The organism is Roseburia hominis A2-183, assembly GCF_000225345.1.
In the GTDB taxonomy this organism is placed as follows: Bacteria; Bacillota; Clostridia; order Lachnospirales; family Lachnospiraceae; genus Roseburia; species Roseburia hominis.
The window spans coordinates 1,456,088-1,481,421 of record NC_015977.1 but is presented as its reverse complement, the minus strand read 5'-3'; the positions used below and the strand labels follow the sequence as shown (position 1 = coordinate 1,481,421).

Below are 25,334 nucleotides of genomic sequence, written 5' to 3'. Positions count from 1 at the left end.
ATGCCCACGCACTCTGCTCCTATGAAAAATAAACAAGTTCGTCTTCCGGCTTTTCTGCAGGTGTAATGGAAATCGGATACAGTACCGGTCCTTTTCCCTTGTACTCTCTTGCAAACTCCACCTTGATCTGCGCGGTAATATGAATCCAGGACTTGTGCGGAATCTTATCCTCATCCGGATATTTGCACTTAAATCCGATGAAGGTAATATCCTCCACACAGCAGGTCATCGCAAAACGTCCCGGAACAAAAATGCCCTTCTTGAGCTTGTCAGGATTGTATACAAGCGCCAGAAAGCTGACTTTCTTCCCCTCGTATTTCTTCGGGTTGTCCAGGCAGTCCATATACCAGATTGCATAATCCGCATCTGTAATCTCCAGTTCATCTCCCGAGATGTCAAACGGCAGCTCCTCCTCGCGCTCGTCGAGCGATCCGTCCGCGCGCTCATACACAAGCTGTGCCTTACGGTTGAGCGCCTTGACATTTCTGCGGTATTTTCCCTTATCCGTGCTGTCGTCACAGCGGTTAAAGATCACGACGTCCGCCTGAAACAGCTGTTCCATAATCATCGTGCGCATATTGGCAAGATACATATCAAAGGTGGTCGCATCCACGGTCGCAAGGGACTGCACCACCATCCACCCGCGCGGAAGCTCCGTCTCGGTGAGCGTATCCATTCCCCAGGTTCCGTTATATTCGATGAACACCTGATCCGGCAGATATTTCATATTGATGGCATTGAGAAAATCAGCAGTAAAATCTTCCTCATTCTCCACCATCACGAGGCTTGCATTTATTTTTTTCAACTCTGCCTCATCATATTCCACCTCTCCGTCTTCACAGCAGATGATCAGGCTCTTTCCCTGATCGGCAAACCCGTTCTCCAGCAGCGTCTCCTTGATCAGAGTCGTCTTGCCACTGTCCATGAATCCGGTAAATAAATAAATCGGTATCTCCTGCATGTTCTATTCCTCTCTGTCTTATCTCACTATTAAAAGGCAGTCTTCACAGCTTAAGCGATTCCAAATAACTCCTCTAATCTGTGCTCGTCGATATCTGTTCCGATCACGCACAGACGTCCCGTATAATCCGGCTCGCCGTCACGCAGCTCGTACTCCCCCGGCACCATGTCAAAATAAATCCAGGAGCCGTTCTCATCCTCCACCATGCCCTTCGCACGGAGAATGGTTCCATAGTCGTCCGTCTCGCACAGAGTCTTTAAGACATCCTCAATCTTTGCCTTGGTAAACTTATGCGGCGTCTCTTTTCCCCAGCTTGTAAACACCTCATCCGCATGATGATGGTGATGCTCATGATCGTGATCGTGGCAGCCGCAGGTACAGTTCTCGCCGTGCTCGTGATGATGCTCATGGTCATGCTCGTCGTGGTCGTGGTGATGCTCATGATCGTGATCCTCATGGTCATGCTCGTCATGATCGTGATGATGCTCATGATCGTGATCCTCGTGGTCGTGATCATCATGGTCGTGATGATGCTCATGATCATGATCGTCGTGGTCATGGTGATGCTCATGGTCGTCATGGTCGTGATGATGCTCGTGCTCATGCTCCTCGGCTTCTTCCTTCGCATGCTGCTCTGCCATCAGCTTTCTCTCAAGAGAATCCTGTCCCTCTACCACCTTTAAAATCTGCTCTCCACGGATGGAATCCCACGGGGTCGTGATGATGGCAGCCTTATCGTTGATGGACTGAATCTGCTTTACGCAGAGCTCCAGCTGCTCCGGCGTCGCATTCTGGCTGCGGCTTAACACAACAGTGGTTGCATATTCGATCTGGTTATTGAAAAACTCGCCGAATGCCTTCATCTGCTTGCTCGCCTTTAATGCGTTTACAACCGTGATGAGCCCGTTCAGCTTTACATCCTCTTCCTTCTCCACGTCAATCACAGACTTCATGACATCCGAGAGCTTGCCGACGCCTGACGGCTCGATCAGGATACGATCCGGATGATACTTGCCGATCACCTCATGCAGGTTTCTGCCGAAATCACCAACCAGTGAGCAGCAGATACAGCCGGAGTTCATCTCGGTGATCTGAATTCCCGCATCCTTTAAAAATCCTCCGTCAATGCCGACCTCCCCGAACTCGTTCTCGATCAGCACCAGCTTCTCGCCTGTGAACACTTCATCAATCATCTTCTTGATGAAAGTCGTCTTTCCGGCGCCTAAGAATCCTGAAATAATGTCAATCTTTGTCATATCTATCTCTTCCTTTCCTTACAATACATCATTTGTTCCAAAACACATATATTTTACTCGTTTTTCCTCCATTTTGCAAATCATATGCATTTTTTTCATATATTTTTTATAATATTTCTCCGGTTCACTGCTTCTGAAACTGCATGTGATACAGTTTTTCATAAATTCCCTTCTTTGCGAGGAGTTCCTCATGCGTTCCCTCTTCCTCGATGCCGTTTTCGGTCAGCACAAGAATCTTCTCGGCATTCTTGATCGTGGAAAGGCGGTGTGCAATCACGAATGTGGTACGGTTTTTCGCCAGTTTTTCCAGGGAGTCCTGAACCACCTTTTCACTCTCATTGTCGAGTGCCGACGTCGCCTCGTCAAAGATCAGGATCGGCGGGTTTTTCAAAAAGACGCGCGCGATTGAGAGGCGCTGCTTCTGTCCGCCAGAAAGCTTGATGCCCCGCTGTCCGATGTCAGTCTCATATCCCTGCGGCAATGACATGATAAATTCATGGGCATTGGCATTTTTCGCCGCCTCGATGACTTCCTCCCTCGTGGCGTCCGGTCTTCCGTAGCGGATATTCTCATACACGGTTCCGACAAACAGATAGACGTCCTGCTGTACCATTCCGATGTGGTCGCGCAGACTCTTTAAGGTGAGGTCCCGCACGTCCGTTCCGTCGACCTTCACCGCCCCCTCCGTCACATCATAAAACCGCGGAATCAGGGAGCAGAGTGTGCTTTTTCCCGCTCCGGACGCTCCGACAAGCGCCATGTAAGAGCCCGCCGGGACCGTCAGATTGATATGCTGCAATACCTGTTCAGTATTCTCCTCGTACTGAAACGACACATCTTCAAAAGTAATATCTCCGCGCACATCGGTAAGCTCTTTTGCATCCGCCCGATCCTTGATATCCGGCTCGATCTCCATGATCTCGCAGAAGCGCTCGAAACCGCTGTACCCGTTCTGAAACTGCTCCGTGAAATCGATCAATGTCCGCACGGGATCGGTAAATACACTGATGTAGAGCACAAATGTGACAAGATCACTGACATTGACCTTACCATTTGCAATAAGGATGGTTCCGGCGAGAATGACGTTGACCTGAATCAGTGTCGTGAACGCGCCCAATCCCGCCTGAAAGCTTCCCATATAATGATAGCTGTTCTTCTTGGCGGACAAAAATCCCGCATTTCCTATCTTAAACTTTTTCTTCTCAATCTCCTCGTTGGCAAACGACTTTACCACGCGGATGCCGGAGAGGTTATCCTCAATCTGCCCGTTGATCTCCGCAATCTTCACACGGTTCTGGCGGAACGCACGCCGCATTTTTCCGTTCAGGTAATACGCGTAAGCAAACATAAACGGCAGGACGATGAACGCCGCCAGCGCCAGAAGTGGGCTGATATTGACCAGGATCACAAACGCACCGATGATCTTGATCGCCGAGAGAATAATATTTTCCGGTCCGTGGTGCATCAGCTCCGTGATGTCAAACAGATCCGTCGTGATCCGGCTCATCAGCTGCCCGACCTTCTGGTTGTCATAGAAAGAAAAGGATAACTTCTGCAGATGCTCAAAAATCTCGGCACGCATGTTGTACTCGATTTTCGCTCCCATTACGTGACCGTAATTCGAGATAAAGAACTTGCTATAGCAGTCCGCGACCACCATTGCAAACAGCGCAGCCGCAATGATTTTGATCTGGTACATAATCTGCGCCTTATCCTCGTACACGAGCGTGTAGGTGACATAGCGTATCACCAGCGGGATCGCGAGCGCAACGGCAGCCGACACCGTCGCAAAAAACATATCCGCCCAGAAAATGCCGCGGTATGGCTTATAGTAAGACAACATTTTTTTGAAATTTTTACTCATTTTCACACTCCTTATCTCTTTTTCAAAAGACTCTTCTATTTTATCTGCTACGCGAAAAATGTCAAGCGACACGCCGCACGAACTGTGCTATACTATACATAGTTACGATTACCATTTAAGGAGGCATCATTATGAACCCAAGACAAATGCATTATGAAACGCTTGCCGGTACCATCATCAAAAATCTTGCCAGACGCCGCATGGAAGGCTACTACTGCGCCACCGTCGAGGACGCTGAAAAGATGGCATTCTCTTTCCTTACCCCGGGCTGCACAGTATCTTTCGGCGGCTCCATGACCCTGGAGGATACCGGAATGCTGACCGCCCTGCGCCACGATCCGGGAATCACCCTGCTCGACCGCGCCCAGGCAAAGACACCGGAGGAGACAAAAAAGATCTATCACGATGCTCTTTCTTCCGATTTTTATTTTATGAGCACCAACGCGATCACCAAAGACGGCGAACTTGTCAATATCGACGGCACCGGCAACCGTGTGGCAGCCTTAATCTACGGTCCGGAACACGTGATCGTCATGGCAGGCATGAATAAAGTGGCTGCAAACGTAGACGAGGCATTAAGCCGTGTTCATGGTACCGCCACACCGATGAACTGCAAGCGTCTCGGTAAAAATACGCCTTGTTCCGCTACCGGCGTCTGTTCCGACTGCCTGTCCCCTGACTGTATCTGCAATCAGGTCGTCATCACAAGACGAAGCGGCATCGAGGGACGCATCAAAGTCATTCTGATCGGCGAGGAACTTGGATACTAAAATCCAGGTTTCCACCCGACAAGGCAGAAAAAATCCTGCTTGCCGGATTTCCACGCCGCGCATGGCTGCTTGCGACCTGAATTCTATTACGAAAAAAAGAGTTATCGCGAAACGGTAACTCTTTTTGCATACATTAGTTGTACTTTCTTTTTCTTGCTGCTTCAGATTTCTTCTTGCGTTTTACGCTTGGCTTCTCGTAGTGTTCTCTCTTACGAATCTCCTGCTGAATACCTGCCTTTGCGCAGTTTCTTTTAAAACGACGTAAAGCGCTGTCTAAAGTCTCGTTTTCTTTTACAATTACACTAGACATTATCTCACACCTAACCTCCCTCCAGTTGCGTATTGTGCATATTCAACTGTTTGGGTCATATTCATTGCACTATATAAGATTATAACACATATTTTTTTCCCGTCAACTGTTTTTCTAAAAAAGCGAAAAATTCAGACAATTTACTCTTCCCGCAGTTTGAATTTGGTAATCAGACCATCCAGGGAATCTGCCTCCGCCGAAAGTTCCTCACTGGTAGCAGATGTCTCCTCGGAAGCTGCGGAATTGCTTTGAATAACATCCCCAATATCCTTCACGCCGTTTGCAATTCTCTTAACGGACTCTGCCTGCTGATCGGAAGACACACGGATATTTGCCACTTCCTGAATAATATCGTCAAGTTCCGTCAATACCTTGTTCAGGGATTCTGCCGTCTGCTGTGTCACGGTGTTGCCACGGTCAACCTCACTCTGATTTGCCTCCAGAAGATGTCTGGACGTCTCAGCCGCCTGCGCACTGTTCTCCGCAAGCATACGGATCTGTTCTGCAACAACCGCAAATCCTCTTCCTGCCTCTCCGGCTCTCGCCGCCTCGATGGATGCGTTTAAGGAAAGCAGGTTCGTCTGGGAAGCAATGCTCTCGATCTGGCCGATCACACTTACAAGCTCCTGGGAGGTGCCGGAAATACGCTCCATGGCCTCCGTCAGTTCCTGCATCTTCTGCTGGCTGACATTCGCCTCCATGCCGACTTCCTTTGCCTTGTCATGCACCACATCGGTGGATTTACTGTTCGCCTCTACCTGCTCAGATACGGTTGCGACACTCTCCACAAGATCGTCAACCGCACTTGCCTGCTCCGTTGCTCCCTTCGCAAGATCCTGAGAGCTGATAGCTAGCTGCTCTGCGCCGGCTGCCACCTGATCGGAAGACTCGCGGATCTGCTTAAACGTGCCGCTCACATCGGTCACCATGCTGATCAGATGTGTCATGACATTCTCAAATTCGCCGACATAAGATTCCTTGCAATTGGATCTTACCGCATAATTGCCCTGTGCAAACTCTTCCAGAATATATCCAAGATCCTCAATAATCTTGTTCAATGTAGTGACCGTCACTCGGAAACTGTCCGCCAGCTTTCCCAGCTCATCATCCGAGCTGTACTGCACTTCTACATCCAGATTTCCTTTGGAGATCTCTTCCGCTACTTTTGTCAGCTCCGTCACCGGATCCACCACTGCATCCACGATCTTCTGGCTGTTCCTCTGGATCAGTCTCGTATCATTGACTGCCGTAATAAGAAATACAATAAGAACCAGAATCGTGTAAGCGAGTGAAAACTGCTTCGGCACATAAGCCGCCGCAAAAACTGCAATCGCTGCAATCACAAGCGTCACATACATTACCACACTGACTCTCCGGTAACTTCCTTTTACCTTATCACTCAGACTACCTTGTCCCCTATCTCTTTCGTCCATCCCTGTCCTCCTGTTTTATCAGATATGCCCATATCCCGATACATAAAAACGGCATATTGCCGATACCTACGTACCATTATACACCGTTTTTACTATTTGTAGCAACAAATTATAAAATATTTTTTTGAATTCTAAATTTTATAAATATACGCAATCATGTATTTCTGTCGAGTTTTTATGCAAGCTGTGCCTCAAGTGCCGTTTTCGCCTCGGCAATGGCATCCGGAATGCCTGCCGGATTCTTACCGCCTGCCTGCGCCATGTTCGGACGTCCACCACCGCCTCCGCCGACTTTACCCGCAATGCTCTTGATGAGATTGCCGGCATGTGCGCCGTGCGCCATCGCATCGTCTGTCGCCATGGCAACCAGATTGACTTTTCCGTCTGATGCAGATGCAAGAACTATCACGCCTTCTCCCAGCTTTCCCTTTAACTGGTCGCCCAGATCTCTCAGACCGTTCATATCGACGCCGTCCACGCTGACAGCGAGGAGCTTCACACCCTTCACTTCCACAACCTGATCCATGACATCTCCAAGTGCTTCCTTGGCTGCCTTGCTCTTTAAGGATTCGTTCTCACTCTGAAGTGCCTTTAACTCCGCCATCAGATGACCGATCTTCTCGACGAGAGTTGCTGGTGTTGCCTTTGCAGCCTTGGCTGCAGCCTCGAGTTCTTCCTCTTCCTTCTTATAATATGCAAATACATTGTCTCCGGTCAGAGCCTCGATACGGCGCACGCCCGCAGCCACACCGCTCTCAGAGATAATCTTAAATACAACAATATCGCCGGTGTTCGCCACATGAGTACCACCACAGAACTCCTTTGAAAAATCTCCCATGGACACGACTCTTACCGTCTCACCGTACTTTTCACCGAAGAGTGCCATCGCGCCTGTCTTCTTCGCTTCCTCGACCGTCATGACGTCGGTTCTGACATCAATCTTCTCAGCGATCTTCTCGTTGACGATTGCTTCCACCTTCTTAAGTTCTTCCGGTGTCATCGCTGCAAAATGGCTGAAGTCAAATCTGGTGCGCTCACCGTCCTGATAGGAACCTGCCTGCTCTACATGTGTGCCGAGCACTTCGCGCAGCGCTTTCTGTAACAGGTGGGTTGCAGAGTGGTTCCTGCAGGTATCCCTGCGCAGCTTTGCATCCACACTGAGATCTGCTACATCTCCCGCCTTAATCATACCGTTTGTCATCTTGCCGATATGGCCGACCTTACCACCACGCAGCTTGATGGTCTCTTCCACCTGAAAGATACCGGAGGCGGTGCGGATCTCGCCCTTATCTCCCTGCTGACCACCCATCGTCGCATAGAACGGCGTCTTCTCCACGATGATCGTGCCGACCTCTCCGTCGGAAAGCGCCTCCACCAGCTCTGTCTCGGTGGTGAGCACTGTGATCTTTGAAGATGCTGTAAGGCTGTCGTAGCCTGTGAACTCCGTCGTGATCGAAGGATCAATCTCATCGTATACCGTAGCATCTGCGCCCATGTAATTCGTTGCTTTGTGTGCATCATGTGCTTTTTTCTTCTGGATCTCCATGGCTTTCTTAAATCCGTCCTCGTCAATGGAAAATCCCTTCTCCTCCAGGATCTCCTGCGTCAGATCGAGCGGGAAGCCATACGTATCATAGAGCTTGAATGCGTTCTCTCCGGACAGCGTCTTCTCTCCAGCTGTCTGCATTTCCTTCTCCATCTTCTCTAAGATGGCAAGACCCTGATCGATGGTCTTGGCAAACTTCTCCTCTTCCTGCGTAAGCACTTTGAAGATAAAGTCCTTCTTCTCCTCGAGTTCCGGATAACCATCCTTGCTCTCATCGATTACCGTCGCTGCAAGCTTCGCCATGAAAGTACCACCGATGCCAAGCATTCTTCCGTGTCTCGCTGCACGGCGTATGATACGGCGGAGCACATAGCCGCGACCCTCATTTGACGGCATGATACCATCGGAAATCATGAATGTTGCGGAACGGATGTGATCGGTAATCAGACGGATGGACACATCATCGAGCGCATCCTTCTGGTAAGACTTTCCGGACAGTTCACAGACCTTGTCGCGGATTGCTTTCATCGTATCAATGTCGAATACGGAATCCACATCCTGCATGACAACCGCAAGACGCTCAAGTCCCATACCGGTATCGATATTCTTCTGGGAAAGTTCAGTATAACCACCCTTGCCATCACCCTCAAACTGGGTAAATACGTTGTTCCATACTTCCATAAAGCGGTCACAGTCACAGCCGACCTTGCAGTCCGGCTTACCGCAGCCGTATTTTTCTCCGCGGTCATAATAGATCTCGGAGCACGGACCGCATGGACCTGCGCCATGCTCCCAGAAATTGTCACACTCTCCGGTCTTGGGGTCACGGTAGAATCTTGTGATACGCTCTGCCGGCACACCGACTTCCTTCGTCCAGATGTCGAACGCCTCGTCATCCTCCCCGTAGATCGACGGATAAAGTCTGTCCTCCTCCAGTCCGAGCACCTTTGTCAAAAACTCCCAGGACCATGCGATCGCTTCATGCTTAAAATAATCACCAAAGGAAAAGTTGCCGAGCATCTCAAAAAAGGTCAGATGTCTTGCAGTCTTTCCTACATTCTCAATATCACCGGTACGGATACACTTCTGGCAGGTCGTCACTCTTCTTCTCGGCGGGATCTCCTGTCCTGTAAAATACGGCTTTAACGGTGCCATACCTGCATTGATTAAGAGCAGACTGTTGTCATTGTGCGGCACCAGTGAAAAACTGTTCATTTTCAGATGTCCCTTGCTCTCGAAAAATTCCAGGTACATCCTGCGCAATTCGTTTTCTCCGTAAAACTTCTTCACGACTTCTTCCTCCAACATGTTTCTTTCTATTTTAAATCTATTTTGTCTCTTCGACGTTTCCGGTCTCACCGGCATTCTTAGCATCCTTGCGGTCGCTCAACTTCTTTCCCGCAAAAATTCCAAGTCCCGCCACCACGACCAAAACCACGAAAATCAGTACATAATGTACAAACCATCCCAAAAATGCCATAGTCAAGTCCTGCCTTTCCCCAATTCTTCACACCCCGTGTGAAATCTTCTATAACTAAATCAGTATAGCGCAACCGTTTTATGATCGTCAAGTACCGCTTTTTTGAAATTCCTCTCATTCCTCAAGGATCTCAAAAATCTGGTTTTCATGCTTTATTTCCACAACCCGCTCCGCCATCGCAGCGTTCGAGATCCTCTTCCGATAATCCGGAAGCGCGCTGTAATCCTGCCACATATGCATCGGAAATACGTAATCCGCATCCGTGTGCTCCAGGAAATAATTCATGCCGTCAAACTGGTGCTCCATCAGCCTCGGATCTGCCGGCACAAACGCCAGATGAATCTTCCTGCCGGAAAGCCTGCGGATCTGGCTGCGGTAATTTGTACGCATGGATCCGTTGATCAGATCGCCGGCTCCGTCCCAGTGCCAGTCATTCAGATCGCCGGCATGGTAAAATGCCGCGCCGTTCGTCTCCACGTAAAATGCCACGCCCGCGTCCGTCGAGCGCAGAGTCTCAATATTCAAGTCGTCGACCCTGCATTTTTCATCCGCCCCCACATAGTGAATCCGCTTCGCTACCTCCGGCGCGAATCCATGCTTTGTCAGAAAGTGCGGGCTCATCTTACAGTCTTTTGAAAAAATAAACCGGATCTTCGGATATTTTTCTGCGAGATGCAACACATCCATATCAAAATGATCCCGATGCTTGTGGCTTGCGAACACGTAGACGGGCGTATCCGGCTCGTACTCCGGCAGCACACCGCCAAAGTGATACCCCTCCACCCGGTCTCCATCAAACCAGTCAAAAATCAGCACCTTCTCATCCACCTCGACCAGAAAACAACTGTGATGAATAAAAATAACCTGCATAATTCTCCTCGTTTCTCCGCAATGTCAGAAGTTCTGCCCTGCAAATCTAATGATTTCTATTTCATGCGGCCGATGATCGCATTCGCACGCTGATAGATCTCTTTCGGATCAAACCCGATCTCGAAATGATTGTCTTCATAGAGAACTTTGCCGTTAATCATCGTCATCTTGACATTCTGCTTGCTGCCGCTGTATACCAGATTCTTCACGATATTGTTTTCCGGCTGCATGTTCGGCTGGTTCAGGTCAATCATGACAATATCCGCCTTTTTGCCCACCGCCAGACGGTCACAGTCCTCCAGCTGCATTGCATGCGCACCGCCGGCTGTTGCCATGTAAAGGATCTCATCTGCACCCACGCACTCGGCATCCATCTCGCGCACCTTTGCAAGTGCGGAGGTAAGGAACATCTCGCGGAACATATCCAGACAGTTGTTGCTCGCCGGGCCGTCCGTACCGATCGCCATGGCAATGCCCTCATCCACAAACCGCTTCGTCGGGCAGATGCCGGAAGCAAGCTTCAGGTTAGAGGCCGGGTTCGTCACTGCCGTCAGATGACGCTTTTTAAAGATTTCAAAATCCGGCTCCTCAAACCATACACAATGGTATCCGCCGCCGCCGTACTCATACATGCCGAGTGAGTCCGTAAGCTGTGTCGGTGTCATGCCCCAGCGCTCTTTGCACTCTGCCACCTCAAGCTTTGTCTCGGAATTGTGCAGCCATACCGGAGATTTTAACTTCTGTGCCAGCGCCGCCACGCCTTCCATCAGTTCTTTCGAGGTGGTGTACTCCGCATGGAATCCGACAATGAAAGAAGTCAGATCACTCATCTCATTGACGATATGATAATTTTCCTCCATCAGCTCTACTGTACCGCCGAAATTGTTCAGTCCGCTGGTCTGCACTGTACGGAATCCCGTATCTGCGGATGCTTTTGCATCGACCGGCGGGAAGAAATACATATCAAAGTTGGACGTAATGCCGCTGGTCAGGTATTCCATGATGCCCAGAATGTTTAACCAGTATACATCGTCCTCGGTAAGCTGTCCCTCGCGCGGGAACACCTGCTGATTCAGCCAGTCCTGCAGTGGCAGATCATCCGCATAGGAACGTAAAAATGTCATGGCTGTGTGTGTGTGCGCGTTCTTAAATCCCGGCATTAACAGATTGCCGCATGCATCAATCTCGCGATCCCACACCAGCACTTCTCCCTCCTTGCACACATCCGCCGTGTCCGTCCCGTCACCGATGTAGCAGATCGTATTCCCCTTGACCCAGAGTTCTCCCTCCGTGATCTCAAACTTGTGATGATCTGCAAGGGTTAAGATCTTTGCATTATAAAAACGTGTATTCATGTCACTTTCTCCTTCTTCTGTCTGCTGTTTTCACTCTATGAAGTCTCTCTCCAGCCCGAAATCTTCACTGCGTCTCTGCGGATATTATTTTCCGATGCTCTTGATCGTCTCCGTCACAAGAGCCTTGAACTTCGGTGCCACACGGTCTGCCGTCTCCTGTACTTCCTCATGGCAGAGGGGAACCGCCGAGATACCGCATGCCAGATTGGAAATGCAGGAAATACCTACAACGCGCATGCCCATATGACGCGCTGCGATCGCCTCGCATGCCGTACTCATACCAACGGCATCGGCTCCGAGTGTCCGGCACATCGCCACTTCCTTCGGTGTCTCAAACTGCGGACCGGAAAGCTGTAAATAAGTGCCTTCCTTTAAATCAATATCCAGTCCCAGCGCCGCTTTTTTTACCAGAAGCTGTAACTCCTTATCATATACCTGGCTCATATCCGGGAAACGCACGCCAAGCTCGTCCACATTCGCTCCGCGCAGCGGGGAAGGAACAAAGCTTGCAATCTGATCCTTGATCAGCATAAAATCACCGGCGTTCATGCCAAGCTGGATGCCACCCGCCGCATTGGTGAGGAATAAAACCTCCGCGCCCATCAGCTTCATCAGACGCGCCGGAAGCACAACATCCGACATGTCATATCCTTCATAATAATGAACTCTTCCCTGCATGCACACCACCGGAACTTCTCCGACATATCCGAAGATAAAACGTCCCTTATGTCCCGGAACGGTCGATACCGGGAATCCCTCGATGTCGTGGTAATCCAGTGTGTCTGCCACACGGATATCATCCGCATAATCGCCCAGTCCGGATCCCAGCACAAGTGCCACCTTCGGGGTAAAATCGATCTTTGCCTTATAACTTTCATAGCATTTCTGTAACTTTTCATATACTAGATTCATTGTCGGTTCTCCTTTTCCTTTCGATCACAAAATTATTTATATTATATACCATGCGCTCTGAAATTCCAATCTCATTCATTAAAAAACGGTGCCATTTTCTCTCCGACCCACGAGATGACCGGACCGAGTGTGAAGCCCATCAGGATCGTCACCAGACCGATCTTCGCACCGAACACCCACGCAATCACGATCACCGTAAAATCAAATACCATGCGCACCACGCGGAACGGTACCTTTTTCTGCGCCTTCACAATCAGAAACGGAATAGCATCGTAGGGGGCAGTTCCCAGTTCCGTAACCATATACACACCTGCCGCGACGACGAACACCGCCAGTGCCGGGAACAGCACGCCGATGCGCACTGCCATGGAATCAAACAGCCCGTCCGGCAATACTTTTGACCATACCCACGAGAAAAAATCAATCGAATAGCCGACGAGGAACATATTGGCAAGCGTTCCGAATCCGATGTACTCCCGTCCCCACAATATCACGATAATAAATAAAAGGCAGTTGAGCAGCGCCTGCCAGTTGCCGAGACTCATGCCGAGTCTGCCCGAAATAGCAAGATTCATGCTCGTGCAGGGGTCTGTTCCAAAATTGACCAGCACCAGCCATGACAGAGCAAATCCCATGACGATCACCGCGAGAATTACCGAGATGAGTCTCCTTGCAAAATGTTTCTTCTGATACATTCCCTGAATAAAGTTTTTCATTATTTTCTCTCCGTTCTTTCCGATATATATCATAGTAACACAGGAACGGCTTTTCTGCCAGAGTTCCCTTTTACTCCTGTGCGCTTCTCTTTAAAGGCAGCATTATGATTTTATGGCAATTATTTCCCGCTAGGAATCCGTGACAGTTTTTTCGGAATTCATGACAGCTTTCTTGGATTCACGATATTTTTCATTGGACAGTTATTTCTCATATCATATTTTTTTCACATGAAAGGATTTTTTTATGCAGACACTTCATCTGACAGGGATCAATAAACTTCTTCATCCGGAGCGCGACAAACGCTCCGCCACCGAGCGCATTTTTGACCATTTAAGCCACTCAAACATCGGATTAAACCGCGGCGAAGCAACGGCTGATACCGGCTCTGCGGCATCGGCGCTCGACAGTTTTTCTGTCACGCAGAATATCTCGGAGCTTCTCAGTCCCGCCTACGGCATGAGCGAGGAAGAGAAAAAAGCCTACCTTGCCAAAATCATTGCGAAATTAAAGAGCGGCAAAAAGCTTACATCAGAAGAGATGCGCTTTCTGCAGGCGGAAGATCCACAGCTATACCAGCAGGCGGCTCGTGTCCAGGCAATGCGTGGCTCCCTTGAGTCGGGTCTTGCGCACAGCACTTCCAAGGAGGAGGCGCAATCTGTCTATCTGGACGCGCTCACCCATATCAGCGAGGAAGATCCCATGAAAGAATACATCATCGCAGCCTACGATGATGCCATGAAGGAATTCCAGAAATCCGACCAGTACCAGTCGCTGCCAGAGACAAAAGAGGATGACGCAAAGCAGCACACCGGTTCCCGTCATTCCCATAGCTGATAATTTAAGTTCATGTTGCAGCAATTATCTTTGTGTGCCTGTCTTCCAAGCTGCCAGAACGCAACCGCACTGGCAGCTGCAACATTTAAAGAATCGACGCCGTGCGCCATTGGAATGCATACCGTATCATCGCATGCTGCGATCGTCTCCGGTGCCAGACCATCTCCCTCTGTTCCCAGTACAATTGCAAGCTTGTCCTCATTCATAAGCTTCGGATTATCAATACTTAAGGAATCCTCTTTCAATGCCATCGCCACCGTATGAAATCCCAGTTCATGAAGCTGCTTCTGCCAATTCCCGGAATCTGCTTTCTCTTCCTGCTCCGAGTTTCGTTCTATCCCTGTTCCCGGCTCTTTCTCTTCTTCCGGATCCGGATTTCGTTCTATCCCCGTTCCCGGCTCTTTCTCTTCTTCCGGATCCGGATTTCTCACAGTCTCCGGCTTTGTCTCCTCACCAAGATATGTCCACGGCACCTGAAACACCGTACCCATACTCACGCGGATTGCTCTCCGGTAAAGCGGGTTGCTGCACCCCGTGGTCAACAGCACCGCATCCATTCCAAGCGCCGCAGCTGAACGGAAAATAGCGCCCACGTTCGTCGGATTTACCACATTTTCCAAAACTGCAATTCGTTTTGCCCCCTTGCAGACACTCCGCACCGAGGGGAGCGGCTGCCGGTACATCACACAGAGCATTCCTCTGGTCAGTTGAAACCCCGTCAGCTTCGTGAGTACATCAAACTCCGCCGTGTAGACCGGGATCTCCCCGCATCGCGCAAGAATCTTCTGTCCCTCTCCCTCAATATGCCTTTTTTCCGTCAGAATTGACACCGGCATATAGCCTGCGTCCAGCGCCCTCTCGATAACCTTGGGACTTTCCGCAATAAACATGCCTTTTTCCGGCTCATGGCGGTTAATCAACTGATTCTCTGTCAGTCTTGCATACACATCCAATTCCGGTGCATCAAAATCTGTTATTTCTATCATCTGTGCCATTTTATTCCTCTTCCACATCTACTGATTTCTGTTTGTTCGTTGTCTCACCCGATCTTGCGGTGCCATTTTCGATCGTTTTATGCTTTCGGCTGTTTTCTGATCTGTTTCTCTTTGCATCCTGACTTTTGACCGAGATTTGGCTTCACAGTCGATTTCCTGGGACAATTTGGTTTTCCTTGTAATCAATTCATTTTCCCTTTCGTTTTCCGGGCTTGATCTGGCTTTCCGTACGGATTTTGGTACCTGCATCTTTTTCAAACGGGTCTGTACGGCAAAAATATCCTCTCCAGACCCGTTTTTCCTTGTTTCCCATCATATTTAACATGAAAGGCCATAGGAAACGGGTCTCAGGAGCACTTTTTCTTCTCTGAGACCCGAATCACAGGGAAAAACGGGTCTCACAGGCAACTTTTCCCACTATAGACCCGTTGGTCATATCAAATTCAGGATCTGAGTCTCATAAACATTTAATTATAATACCGATCTTTATCAGAAGTGTCAATCTATCCGTTTCTACACCCGGACCGGTGTCTGTCGTACAAATTTCCCACCTCTGTTTTTCCTGCCTGCGAGTTCCCTGTCACATTTTCAAATGCTCATTGCGCTTCCTCATTACTGATATTTTCTGATGCTTTCCCGCACATTTTCCTGTCACATTTTCAAATGCTTTTTCTGCTTCCTTTTTCTTCCTGCCCTACAAAATAATGCATACCATCCCGCCGTTGTTGTCGTTCACAATTTTCTGCATAGTATCCTGCAGCTTCATTTGACACTCGTCATCCATCATCGAGATCTTGCCGCGGATGCCGTTCTCCATCAGCTCACCGATGGATTTTCCGAAAATATTGGTCTCCCAGGCTCCCTCCTCGCTCTTTTCGCCCTCTCTGATGTAGGCGATCAGATCATTCGCCTGCTCCTCGCTTCCGACGATCGGCGCGATCTCGGTCTCAATATTGGCACGGATCATGTGGATCGAGGGGGAGGTTGCGCGGATGCGGACGCCGAATTTATTTCCGTGCTTGATGAGCACCGGATCTTCCATTTTAATATCGGAGAGTCCGGGGCCTACCACGCCATAGCCTTTCACCTGTACCGCCGCCATCGCGTCCGCCACCTTTTCATATGCCTCTTTTCGCTGCGACATCTCCTTCACCAGCGCGATCAGTTCATATTCGCCGGCAATCGGCACACCCGCAAGCTCGCTCATATTTTCATAGTAATACTTCTCAGCGACCTCCATGCGGATTTTGGCGCAGCCAGATGCAAGATCCACTTCCTCCAATTTCATCCGCGAGACATAGTGCTCCGGCGTAAAATCCTGTGCATAAATATCTTTCACTTTTCGCATTCCACCGAGGATCGTTCTGGCGCTCTGTATGATTTCCGCCTTCATCGGATGATCGGGCGGGAGCATTTCCGTCCATTTCGGAATATAGAATTCCATGCGGGCGACCGGGAACTCATATAAAATCTGCTCTAATATATGAAAGACATCATCTTTGCGAAGCTGCTCGCAATTCACCGGCAACACCGCCGTCTGGTACTTTTCCCGAAGTCCCTCCGCAATGCGGACGGTCTCCTCGCTGTAGGGTCTCGTCGAATTGAGCACCACAACATAGGGCTTGCCAATCTCCTCCAGTTCCTGCACGGTCTGCTCTTCCGCATTCACATAATTTTCCCGCGGCAAATCTCCGATACTTCCGTCTGTTGTCACCACAATGCCGATCGTCGCATGATCCCTTATGACTTTTTCCGTACCGATGGACGCCGCCTCCACAAACGGAATCTCATGGTCGAACCACGGCGTATGAACCATACGGTCCGTGCTTCCTTCCATGTGTCCTGTGGCTCCGTCCACCATAAAGCCGACACAGTCAATCAGACGGATTTTAATCCGCGTATCATCTTCAAGCGCGATCTCTGCCGCGTCTTTCGGAATAAACTTCGGTTCCGTCGTCATGATGGTTTTTCCCTGTGCAGACTGGGGTAATTCATCAATCGTGCGCTGCCTGCTATGTACATCTTCCATATAGGGAAGTACCATAAGATCCATAAACCGTTTGATAAACGTTGACTTTCCGGTCCGGACCGGTCCTACAATTCCAAGATACACCTCCCCGTCTGTGCGGTTTTGTATATCTTTGTATAAATCAAACTCTTTTTTGCTGCTGATGTCCATAAAAATACCCCTTCCATACTTAATAAAATGTATGAAGGGGGATCTGTAATTATTCCCGCGGAAACTAAAATATCATCGCGCGCGGATGACCTTCTGGCGCAGACAAAGCCGGGGATCTGTACACTTCGCTTTTCTACAGCATCACCCGCAGCATTCCCGGCAGACAGCGGAATTGCAGCTTCGTGACATCACCACAGTATTCTCCATCCGCATGCAGCACCATAGGATCCTTCAGCCGGACCTCGCATGTGCCGCAGTCGTCTATGTCAAATCCGCGGATTCCCGTATGCTTTGCCGCCACGAGGAACGGCAGGCATAAAAATGTGCGCCACTTCGGAATTCCGTGTACACTGCAGATCGAAAGCTTTCCGTCCGTGGCATCCGCCTTCGGCGCCATGGGAACGCCGCCTCCCTCTGCCTTAAAGTTCATCGCCGCGATATAGATGATGCGGTCTAACTTCCGCTCCGGGGTCTCGTCCAGACGCACCGCAGCCTCCGTCGTCTGCATGGAAAAAAGCGACTGCACCGTAATGAGCAGATAGGTCAGTTTGCCCAGATGCAGCTTATTTAAAAATACTTTCAGCTTCGATGTCAGGGCTTTTTTGCAGACTAACGCGTCAAGTCCCACGCCGGCACTGATGGCGAACTTTCTCGGCTTCTCGCAGTCATCCCATGCCACCTCTCCCAGATCGATCACGGTGCATGCCTCTCTCCCCCGCTGCATGCAGGAGAGCATGCGCGCCAGATTCTCCAACGGCGTGCCGCTAAGCTTTAACCCTCTCGCCAGGTCATTTCCCGAGCCGGTCGGTATCAGTCCGAACCGCACTTTTTCCGGATGTGTGATGCCGTTGATGACCTCATTTGCCGTTCCGTCCCCGCCAACCACTGCAAGGCAGATATCATCATCCGTCTTCGCGCAGATCTCGACAGCAAGACGTGTGGCATGCCCCTCATGCTCCGTGACATAATGCCGGTAATGGATTCCTCTCTTCACAAGTTCTCTCTGTACCTCTTTCCAGATCTGCGCGCCCCTGCCGCTTCTGGACTTCTCATTCACAATAAAATAAAGCATCTGTTTCTCCCACCGTAACATACATTCTGCTGTTTCCGGCATGTGCCGGACATACACCGCTCTGTTCCACGTCTGTTTTTCCTATATAAACACAATCGAAAACGCCCACCCGGCCTCTGCCAGATGAGCGTTTCTCTTCTGCAATGCTCTTTTTTATCGTATCACGGATACACGGCAATTACAACTGTTTACTGCTCTTTTCTGTCTGCATCTTCGCCCACCCAGAGACGTCCGTACATTTCCATATAATTATAAAGCCGTTTGGCAAGCTTGACGGTAATCTGATCTGATGTTGCACGCCACTGCCAGTTGCCCCCCAGGGTGGACGGCGTGTTCATGCGTGCCTCCGAACCAAGACCGATCAGATCCTGCATCGGCACCACCGCAAGCTCCCCGACCGAAGACCATGCACCACGCATCATGCCCCAGTTATAGCCTTCCTCTTTCGTGAGGTTTAAGTATTCCTTTGCAAATTTGACGCTCTCCTTCGGCGCAGTCTTCATCCAGCCAAGCAGCGTATCATTGTCATGTGTTCCGGTGTACACCACACAGTGCTCCGTGTAGGTATGCGGGAGATAATTGCTTCCCTCTCTCGAGTCAAACGCAAACTGTATGACTTTCATTCCCGGAAATCCGGAATCCGCAACAAGCTTTAACACGGACGGTGTCAAAAAGCCCAGATCCTCCACGATAATGTTTAATCTGCCAAGCTTCTGCTCCAGCGTATGAAACAGATCCATGCCCGGTCCCTTGCGCCACTCACCATTCTTTGCCGTCTTATCCTTTGCCGGAATCGCATAGTAGGAATCAAATCCGCGAAAATGGTCAATCCGGACAATATCGTAAAGCTTTGACATTGCCGCAATGCGTTTCGTCCACCAGGTGTATCCGTTTTTCTTCATTACATCCCAACGGAACAACGGATTGCCCCAGAGCTGTCCGTCCTCGGAAAATGCATCCGGCGGACACCCTGCCACATCAATCGGATTTAAATCCTCATCCAGATAGAACTCTTCCGGATTCGCCCATACGTCAGCAGAATCCCCTGCGACGTAGATCGGAACATCCCCGATGATCTCAATACCTTTTTCATTCACATAGGCTTTTAGCTCCCACCACTGCTTGAAAAACAGATACTGTAACATCTGATAAAAGCGGATATCCTTCGCATAGGTGCTTCTCGCCTCGGCAAGTGCCTCCGGTTTTCTCATCTTTAAATCTTTTTCCCAGGAAAACCATGCGTTTCCGCCGTTGGCATCCTTTAACGCCATAAACAGCGCATAATCAGAAAGCCAGTCTGCCTCTTTTTCACAGAACGCCTCAAAATCGTCCGGCTCTGCGCGAAGGAACCGCTCAAACGCGATCTTTAACAGCTTATAGCGCGACTCGTACATCACGCCGTAATCCACCTTGTCTGCTTTCTTTCCCCACGGGAAAGACTCACACTCCGCCTTTTTCAACAGTTTTTCCTTACACAGGTATTCCAGATCTATAAAATACGGATTCCCTGCAAAGCTGGAAAATGACTGATACGGCGAATCACCGTAACTTGTGGGGCAGATCGGAAGAATCTGCCAGTATTTCTGTCCTGATTTTTCAAGAAAGTCTGCAAACTTTCTGGCTTCTTTTCCCATCGTACCAATTCCATACGGAGATGGCAGGGATGATATATGCATCAATACTCCACTACTTCTCATAACCTCGTCCTTACCTTTCATCTATCACTCGAATACTCTCCCCATTTACAAACTCAAACGGAACAATCTCGTGAATCGGCTCTTTCTTCAACTCGATCTGGCCGAATAAAATCTCGATGCTGCGGTTTGCAAGCGTCTGATGCTGCTGCTTGATCGTCGCCAGCTTCGGATTGTAATACTCTGCAAGCGATGTACCGTCAAAACCGATCACGGAAACATCCTCCGGCACGCGGTACCCCAGATCACGCAGTGCGCGGATGGCCCCGATCGCCATCACATCCGACATTGCAAACACTGCGGTCACATCCGGAAACTTCCCGATCAGGCGCTTCATCGCCCGGCAGGCGCTTCCAAAAGAGAATCTTGCCTTCTCATAGCAGTGCTCCACATCAAGAACCGCCCCATGCTCCGAAAAGCTCTGCTCACATCCCAGGAAACGCTGATGACTCGTATAAGACTTGTCAAAATCACCGCCGAGAATGCCGATTCTGCGGTGTCCAGCCACAAACAGCTGATCCACCGCACAGCGTGCCGCTGCAATATCGTCCGTGGCAACGCTGGAAAGATTCTCAAAATGCATCTCATTGGCACGGTTCGTCACCAACACACACGGCACATCCACACCGGAGAACTCCCGGTGAAAATATTCCGGATTACCGCCGAGGAACAAAAGCCCAAGCGGCTTTCTCTCCCTGCAAAGAAGAATTGCCTGCTCTACCTCATCTGCATCCTCGTCCAGATAAGACACGACCAGCGTATATTCCGTTTTCTCGATCATGCGCTGGATTTCCTCCACGACACTGGCAAAAAGCATATTTGAGATACCTTTGACCAGTACGCCGATTGCCTTGGAATTGTTCTGTTTTAAATGCTTCGCATTGTTGTTCGGCACAAAATTAAACTTTGCGACAACTTCCTCGATCTTTTTTCTTGCATCCGGGCTGACATCATTTCTATTATTAAGCACTCTGGAAACCGTGCTGACGGAATAGCCTGACTCTCTGGCAATATCTTTTATTGTAACCATAACTTTTCCTGCCTGTTTTTGTCTTCTTGATTTCACTGGCAATTATTATATCAGCCTTTGACAGCTCCTGCAACAACACCTTCTATAATATACTTCTGGCAGGCTGCATAAAAAATAATGATCGGAACAATGGCAAGCACCAGCATCGCCATCATGGTACCCCAGTCAACAGCGCCGTAGCCGCCCTTTAAATACTGGATGACAATCGGGATGGTCTTGTATTTTTTCAGATCCAGCACCAGATAAGGCAGCAGATAGTCGTTCCAGATCCACATTGCCTGCAGAATTGCCACCGTGATCGTGGTCGGCTTCATAATCGGGAATACCACCTGGAAAAAGGTCTGGAGCGGCGTACACCCGTCAATCATTGCCGCCTCCTCAATCTCAAGCGGAATGCTCTTCACAAAACCGCAGAACATAAACACCGCCAGTCCGGCTCCGAATCCGAGGTATACCAGAATAATACCGATGGGATTGCTTAAATGCATCATGTTCGCCAGCTTTGACAGGGAGAACATAACCATCTGGAACGGCACGATCATGGAAAACAGGCATAACATGTAGATCGTGGAGTTCACTTTGTTATGTACTCTCGTAATGTACCATGCGCACATGGAGGTACAGAGAATGATTACCGCCACAGAACCTACCGTGATGATAACGGAGTTCCCCATCGCCGCAAAAAAGTTCGTCTTCTGCACGCCCTTGATAAAGTTCTCAATTCCGAAGAAAGAACGGTGATCCGGCAGTGCAAACGGATATCTCGTGATGAATCCTTTTTTCTTTAAGGAGTTCATCGCCACGAGGAAAATCGGGTACAGCCACAGTACCGCAAGGATTGAGAAAAATACAGTCAAAACCCATCCGTGTTTGGCGCGTCTTACCGCGCTTACCTGATTGTCTGCTTTTTTGTTCTTTGCCATTATTGCTGCACCTCCTTACTTCTGGTAAGTCTGTTCTGTAGCATTGCAATGACTGCCACAATGATAAAGAATACCACCGCTTTCGCCTGACCGGCGCCCTCCCATCCGGTTCTGGTGTAGAATGTCTCATAAATATTCAGTGCCAGCATCTGGGAACTGTTCGACGGCTCGCCCGCAGTCAGCGCCAGGTTCTGGTCAAACAGCTTAAAGGAGTTCGTCAGTGTCAGGAATGTACAGATCGTAATCGACGGCATTACCATCGGGATCGTCACATGGCGCAGCAGCTGACGGTTCGTCGCCCCGTCAATCTTTGCCGCCTCGATCAGCTCACCCGGGATGTTCTGGATGCCGGCGATATAGATAATCATCATATAACCGATCTGCTGCCAGTTCATTAAAATTACAAGTCCCCAGAATCCGTAGGTTCCGGAATAGGTAAGTGTCTTTCCGAAGTTCGCCAGAATACCGTTTAACAGGATCTGCCAGATATATCCAAGCACAATACCTCCGATGAGGTTCGGCATAAAGAACACGGTACGAAACAGGTTCGTTCCCCTAATTCCCTTTGTTAAAAGCATCGCGATCGCAAATGCAAACACATTGATCGTAAGAACGGACACGACCGTAAACAGTGCCGTAAACACCAGCGCATGTGTGAATGTTGCATCCGAAAAAATCCGGATATAATTTTTCAGTCCCACGAACTTTGCATCAGTCACCGTCGTAAATTCACAAAACGATAAATAGATACCCATAATAAAAGGAATTATAAAACCGATTGTAAATGCCACTAAAGTCGGGAGTGCAAAAACAGGAAAATATTTCTTAATTGATTTCTCCATACTCTTTCATCCTCTCATATTCAATAAAACCGATATCGGGCAGATGCTTTGCAGTACCCGCATCCTTCTAAAAAAGGGTGAGCAGTTCTCATGCCCACCCCCTGCATTTTACAGATTTTTATTCGTGTGTTGCGTCGTACTCAGTCTTCCATCCATCTACGAATGCTGTCACAACGCCATCCCAGTCGCCGGTACCCTGTGCATACTCAAGTAATGCAGAACCAACGCCATCTTTCCATGTCTCAGAAGGAATAGTGGAGAAGTTCCATGTTACAGAATACTTGCCAGCTTTGGTGTAAGCTGCATCTGCCTGGATGAATACATTGTCTGCTGTGTAACCGTCAGCAAAAGTATCAAACGGTGTTGTGAATCCCATTACATTAGCCATGGAATCACGTCCCTCATCAGATGTGATCACCCACTCAAGGAAATCAAGTGTTGCCTGCTGATCCTCTGCGGATGCCTGATTATTAACGCACCAGTAGTTCTCAGAACCTGTGCAGAGTCCCTGATTTTCCTCACCGTCCACACCAATGTAGATCGGCATCATGCTCATGTCCTCAGCTGTTACGAGATAACCGTTATCCTCATTGGTCAGGTTGCTGTACTCCCATGTACCGTTCTGGTAGAAAACAGCTTCTTCCATACCGAACTCGGACTCAGCCTCGTCACCGGTCTTGCTGGAAAGAAGACCCGGCTCACAGGTGGAATCTGTAATGTAGAGATCCCAGATCTGCTTGTAGTTGTCAAGGTATGTACCCTCGATTGCATCGGTGGAATCAATGCCCTTGTCCTTGTACTCATAGTAGATCGGAAGGTTTGCAAGGTGTGTCTTAAATCTCCAGTCGGAAGATCCATCCATACCTGCGGAAGTAAATGCTCCCTTTAAGTCATATCCGAACTGGTCGTTGATCTCGTCTAATCTTGCCTGAATGTCGTCTGCCACTGCCTTTAATGTCTCAAAGTTGTTGATGTCTTCCGGAGAAGAGATCACTGCGTTGTCCATTGTGCAGTAGTCGTTTAAGATCGTCTTGTTGTAAATGATGCCATAAGTCTCAATTACATATGCGATACCGGAAACCTCGCCAGCGTCATTCTTCAGTGCATAGTCATCGCTGGTCAGATGGGAGTAGATCTCGCTGTTTGAAAGATCCAGACAGTAATCCTTCCAGTTTGCAAGTCCTACCGGTCCGTTTACCTGGAATAAGGTAGGAGCTTCGGTCTTGGCGATCTCTGACTTTAACGTCTGCTCGTAAGTACCGTCTGCTGCTGTGATAACCGTTACTGGAACACCTGTCTGCTCTGTGTAGGTTGCTGCCAGATCCTGCCATGCCTGATCCTGCTCCGGCTTGAAGTTCAGATAATAAACTGAACCGCCCGCTGCATCCGTCTTCGCTGCATCTGTATCTGCCGCCTCTGTGGTTGTTGCAGCTGCGTCGTTTCCTGTGGTAGCTGCTGCGTTACTGTCTGTTGTGCTGCTGTCCCCACATCCAGTAAACATCGTTGCGAGCATTGCACTTGCAAGCATTACGGATAACACTTTTCTTTTCATAAATTTACCCTCCTGATATGATTTGTTCAACTTCTTATGTAACGTTTCCGGTATTGTTATCGGTAATGTTTCCGGTAACGTTTTCAGTTGATGGTTAGATTATATTTCCATGTGTCAGGAAATGCAATACCCAATCGTTATTTTCCACATTATTGCCAAGTTTCATGAAGACATTTTGTGATATTTGTACAAAAGAAAGGCTGCCGCGATAAGCATAGACCTCTTTGGGGTGATAAGTAATATTACAAGAAATAGATACTTAAAAGTTCCAGATAAACATGCGGCGACAAATTCTGAACGCAAAATCCGGTATTTCTAACCATGCCGCAGCTGGCATCTGTGATGATCCATGTCTTTCCAAGTTTGGAGCACTCCACGGACTGTATCCGCAGGCCAACAGACAATTTGTAGGACTTTTGTGTGTGTCCCTTATGGCACCTTTGAACAAAACATAACCGCGCGAAGCCGCTGTCTGAGTCGGCATCTGCCCTATTTTCAATAGCAGATGCCGGCGAGTTCGGTTCGCGCGGTTTTATATTGTCTGTGAAGAGGTGCCATTAGGGACACCAGAAAGTCCGCCCATTGTCTGTGGCTTGTCGGACACAGTCCGTGAGTGTCCAAACGTGGAAGAGACACGGAATGGGATGTCAGCCACGGCACGGAAGAAATACACGAATTTTGCTTCAAAGAATTTGCCGCCGTCTGTTTATTCTGGAACTTTTTTGTTCTCTAGTATTCC

Annotated in this window: 21 protein-coding genes; 2 read left to right on the top strand and 19 right to left on the bottom strand. The window is 49.1% G+C overall.

The window, feature by feature from the left end:
- Positions 1 to 19 precede the first annotated feature (19 nt).
- From RHOM_RS06565 to RHOM_RS06555, 3 genes are all read right to left on the bottom strand, one after another.
- Positions 20 to 961 (bottom strand): TIGR03943 family putative permease subunit, encoded by a 942-nt coding sequence (locus RHOM_RS06565; protein ID WP_014079500.1) that lies wholly within the window; start codon positions 959 to 961, stop codon positions 20 to 22.
- A gap of 50 nt (positions 962 to 1,011) precedes the next feature.
- Positions 1,012 to 2,217: a CobW family GTP-binding protein gene (locus RHOM_RS06560; RefSeq protein WP_014079499.1), complete on the bottom strand. Its 1,206-nt coding sequence runs from the start codon at positions 2,215 to 2,217 to the stop codon at positions 1,012 to 1,014.
- Positions 2,218 to 2,341: 124 nt separating this feature from the next.
- Positions 2,342 to 4,081 carry an ABC transporter ATP-binding protein gene (locus tag RHOM_RS06555; RefSeq protein ID WP_014079498.1) on the bottom strand — a complete coding sequence of 580 codons (1,740 nt, stop codon included), beginning with the start codon at positions 4,079 to 4,081 and terminating at the stop codon, positions 2,342 to 2,344.
- Between the two features lie 131 nt (positions 4,082 to 4,212).
- Between RHOM_RS06555 and RHOM_RS06550 the strand changes: the two genes are divergently transcribed.
- Positions 4,213 to 4,851, top strand: coding sequence for a lactate utilization protein (locus tag RHOM_RS06550; protein WP_014079497.1), 639 nt, complete (start codon positions 4,213 to 4,215; stop codon positions 4,849 to 4,851).
- Between the two features lie 133 nt (positions 4,852 to 4,984).
- Here the strand turns inward: RHOM_RS06550 and rpsU are convergent, their stop codons facing one another.
- The 8 genes from rpsU to RHOM_RS06510 all read right to left on the bottom strand — a co-directional run bounded on the left by rpsU (position 4,985) and on the right by RHOM_RS06510 (position 13,473).
- Entirely contained in the window at positions 4,985 to 5,161 is a 177-nt protein-coding gene (gene rpsU / locus RHOM_RS06545; protein WP_006856185.1) for a 30S ribosomal protein S21, read from the bottom strand.
- A gap of 140 nt (positions 5,162 to 5,301) precedes the next feature.
- On the bottom strand, positions 5,302 to 6,594 hold the full coding sequence (locus tag RHOM_RS06540) for a methyl-accepting chemotaxis protein (RefSeq protein WP_044024628.1): 1,293 nt from the start codon (positions 6,592 to 6,594) through the stop codon (positions 5,302 to 5,304).
- A gap of 175 nt (positions 6,595 to 6,769) precedes the next feature.
- Entirely contained in the window at positions 6,770 to 9,448 is a 2,679-nt protein-coding gene (gene alaS / locus RHOM_RS06535; RefSeq protein ID WP_014079495.1) for an alanine--tRNA ligase, read from the bottom strand.
- A 19-nt stretch (positions 9,449 to 9,467) separates the two neighbouring features.
- Positions 9,468 to 9,620, bottom strand: coding sequence for a hypothetical protein (locus RHOM_RS06530; protein WP_014079494.1), 153 nt, complete (start codon positions 9,618 to 9,620; stop codon positions 9,468 to 9,470).
- Between the two features lie 114 nt (positions 9,621 to 9,734).
- On the bottom strand, positions 9,735 to 10,490 hold the full coding sequence (locus RHOM_RS06525; protein ID WP_014079493.1) for an MBL fold metallo-hydrolase: 756 nt from the start codon (positions 10,488 to 10,490) through the stop codon (positions 9,735 to 9,737).
- A gap of 56 nt (positions 10,491 to 10,546) precedes the next feature.
- Positions 10,547 to 11,845, bottom strand: a complete 1,299-nt coding sequence (locus RHOM_RS06520) for an amidohydrolase family protein (protein ID WP_014079492.1) — start codon at positions 11,843 to 11,845, stop codon at positions 10,547 to 10,549.
- An 84-nt stretch (positions 11,846 to 11,929) separates the two neighbouring features.
- A complete protein-coding gene (locus RHOM_RS06515; protein ID WP_014079491.1) occupies positions 11,930 to 12,757 on the bottom strand; it encodes a purine-nucleoside phosphorylase in 828 nt (275 codons plus the stop codon).
- Positions 12,758 to 12,828: 71 nt separating this feature from the next.
- Positions 12,829 to 13,473 (bottom strand): YczE/YyaS/YitT family protein, encoded by a 645-nt coding sequence (locus RHOM_RS06510; protein ID WP_044024891.1) that lies wholly within the window; start codon positions 13,471 to 13,473, stop codon positions 12,829 to 12,831.
- A gap of 244 nt (positions 13,474 to 13,717) precedes the next feature.
- On the opposite strand from RHOM_RS06510, the gene RHOM_RS06505 reads away from it, so the two are divergent.
- Complete coding sequence (locus RHOM_RS06505) at positions 13,718 to 14,308, top strand: hypothetical protein (RefSeq protein WP_014079489.1); 591 nt, start codon at positions 13,718 to 13,720, stop codon at positions 14,306 to 14,308.
- Here RHOM_RS06505 and RHOM_RS17910 read toward each other — a convergent pair.
- From RHOM_RS17910 to RHOM_RS06465, 8 genes are all read right to left on the bottom strand, one after another.
- Positions 14,293 to 15,303 carry a TrmH family RNA methyltransferase gene (locus RHOM_RS17910; RefSeq protein ID WP_014079488.1) on the bottom strand — a complete coding sequence of 337 codons (1,011 nt, stop codon included), beginning with the start codon at positions 15,301 to 15,303 and terminating at the stop codon, positions 14,293 to 14,295. The genes RHOM_RS06505 and RHOM_RS17910 overlap by 16 nt on opposite strands.
- A gap of 694 nt (positions 15,304 to 15,997) precedes the next feature.
- On the bottom strand, positions 15,998 to 17,482 hold the full coding sequence (spoIVA, locus tag RHOM_RS06495) for a stage IV sporulation protein A (protein ID WP_014079486.1): 1,485 nt from the start codon (positions 17,480 to 17,482) through the stop codon (positions 15,998 to 16,000).
- A 133-nt stretch (positions 17,483 to 17,615) separates the two neighbouring features.
- Positions 17,616 to 18,554, bottom strand: a complete 939-nt coding sequence (locus RHOM_RS06490) for a diacylglycerol/lipid kinase family protein (protein ID WP_044024890.1) — start codon at positions 18,552 to 18,554, stop codon at positions 17,616 to 17,618.
- A 188-nt stretch (positions 18,555 to 18,742) separates the two neighbouring features.
- Positions 18,743 to 20,251 carry a 4-alpha-glucanotransferase gene (malQ, locus tag RHOM_RS06485; protein WP_044024889.1) on the bottom strand — a complete coding sequence of 503 codons (1,509 nt, stop codon included), beginning with the start codon at positions 20,249 to 20,251 and terminating at the stop codon, positions 18,743 to 18,745.
- 10 nt (positions 20,252 to 20,261) lie between these two features.
- On the bottom strand, positions 20,262 to 21,278 hold the full coding sequence (locus tag RHOM_RS06480; RefSeq protein ID WP_014079483.1) for a LacI family DNA-binding transcriptional regulator: 1,017 nt from the start codon (positions 21,276 to 21,278) through the stop codon (positions 20,262 to 20,264).
- A gap of 50 nt (positions 21,279 to 21,328) precedes the next feature.
- Positions 21,329 to 22,201 carry a carbohydrate ABC transporter permease gene (locus RHOM_RS06475; RefSeq protein WP_014079482.1) on the bottom strand — a complete coding sequence of 291 codons (873 nt, stop codon included), beginning with the start codon at positions 22,199 to 22,201 and terminating at the stop codon, positions 21,329 to 21,331.
- A complete protein-coding gene (locus RHOM_RS06470) occupies positions 22,201 to 23,043 on the bottom strand; it encodes a carbohydrate ABC transporter permease (protein WP_014079481.1) in 843 nt (280 codons plus the stop codon). The genes RHOM_RS06475 and RHOM_RS06470 overlap by 1 nt, the downstream gene beginning before the upstream one ends.
- 118 nt (positions 23,044 to 23,161) lie before the next feature.
- Positions 23,162 to 24,595, bottom strand: coding sequence for an ABC transporter substrate-binding protein (locus RHOM_RS06465; protein ID WP_014079480.1), 1,434 nt, complete (start codon positions 24,593 to 24,595; stop codon positions 23,162 to 23,164).
- Positions 24,596 to 25,334: the final 739 nt, after the last annotated feature.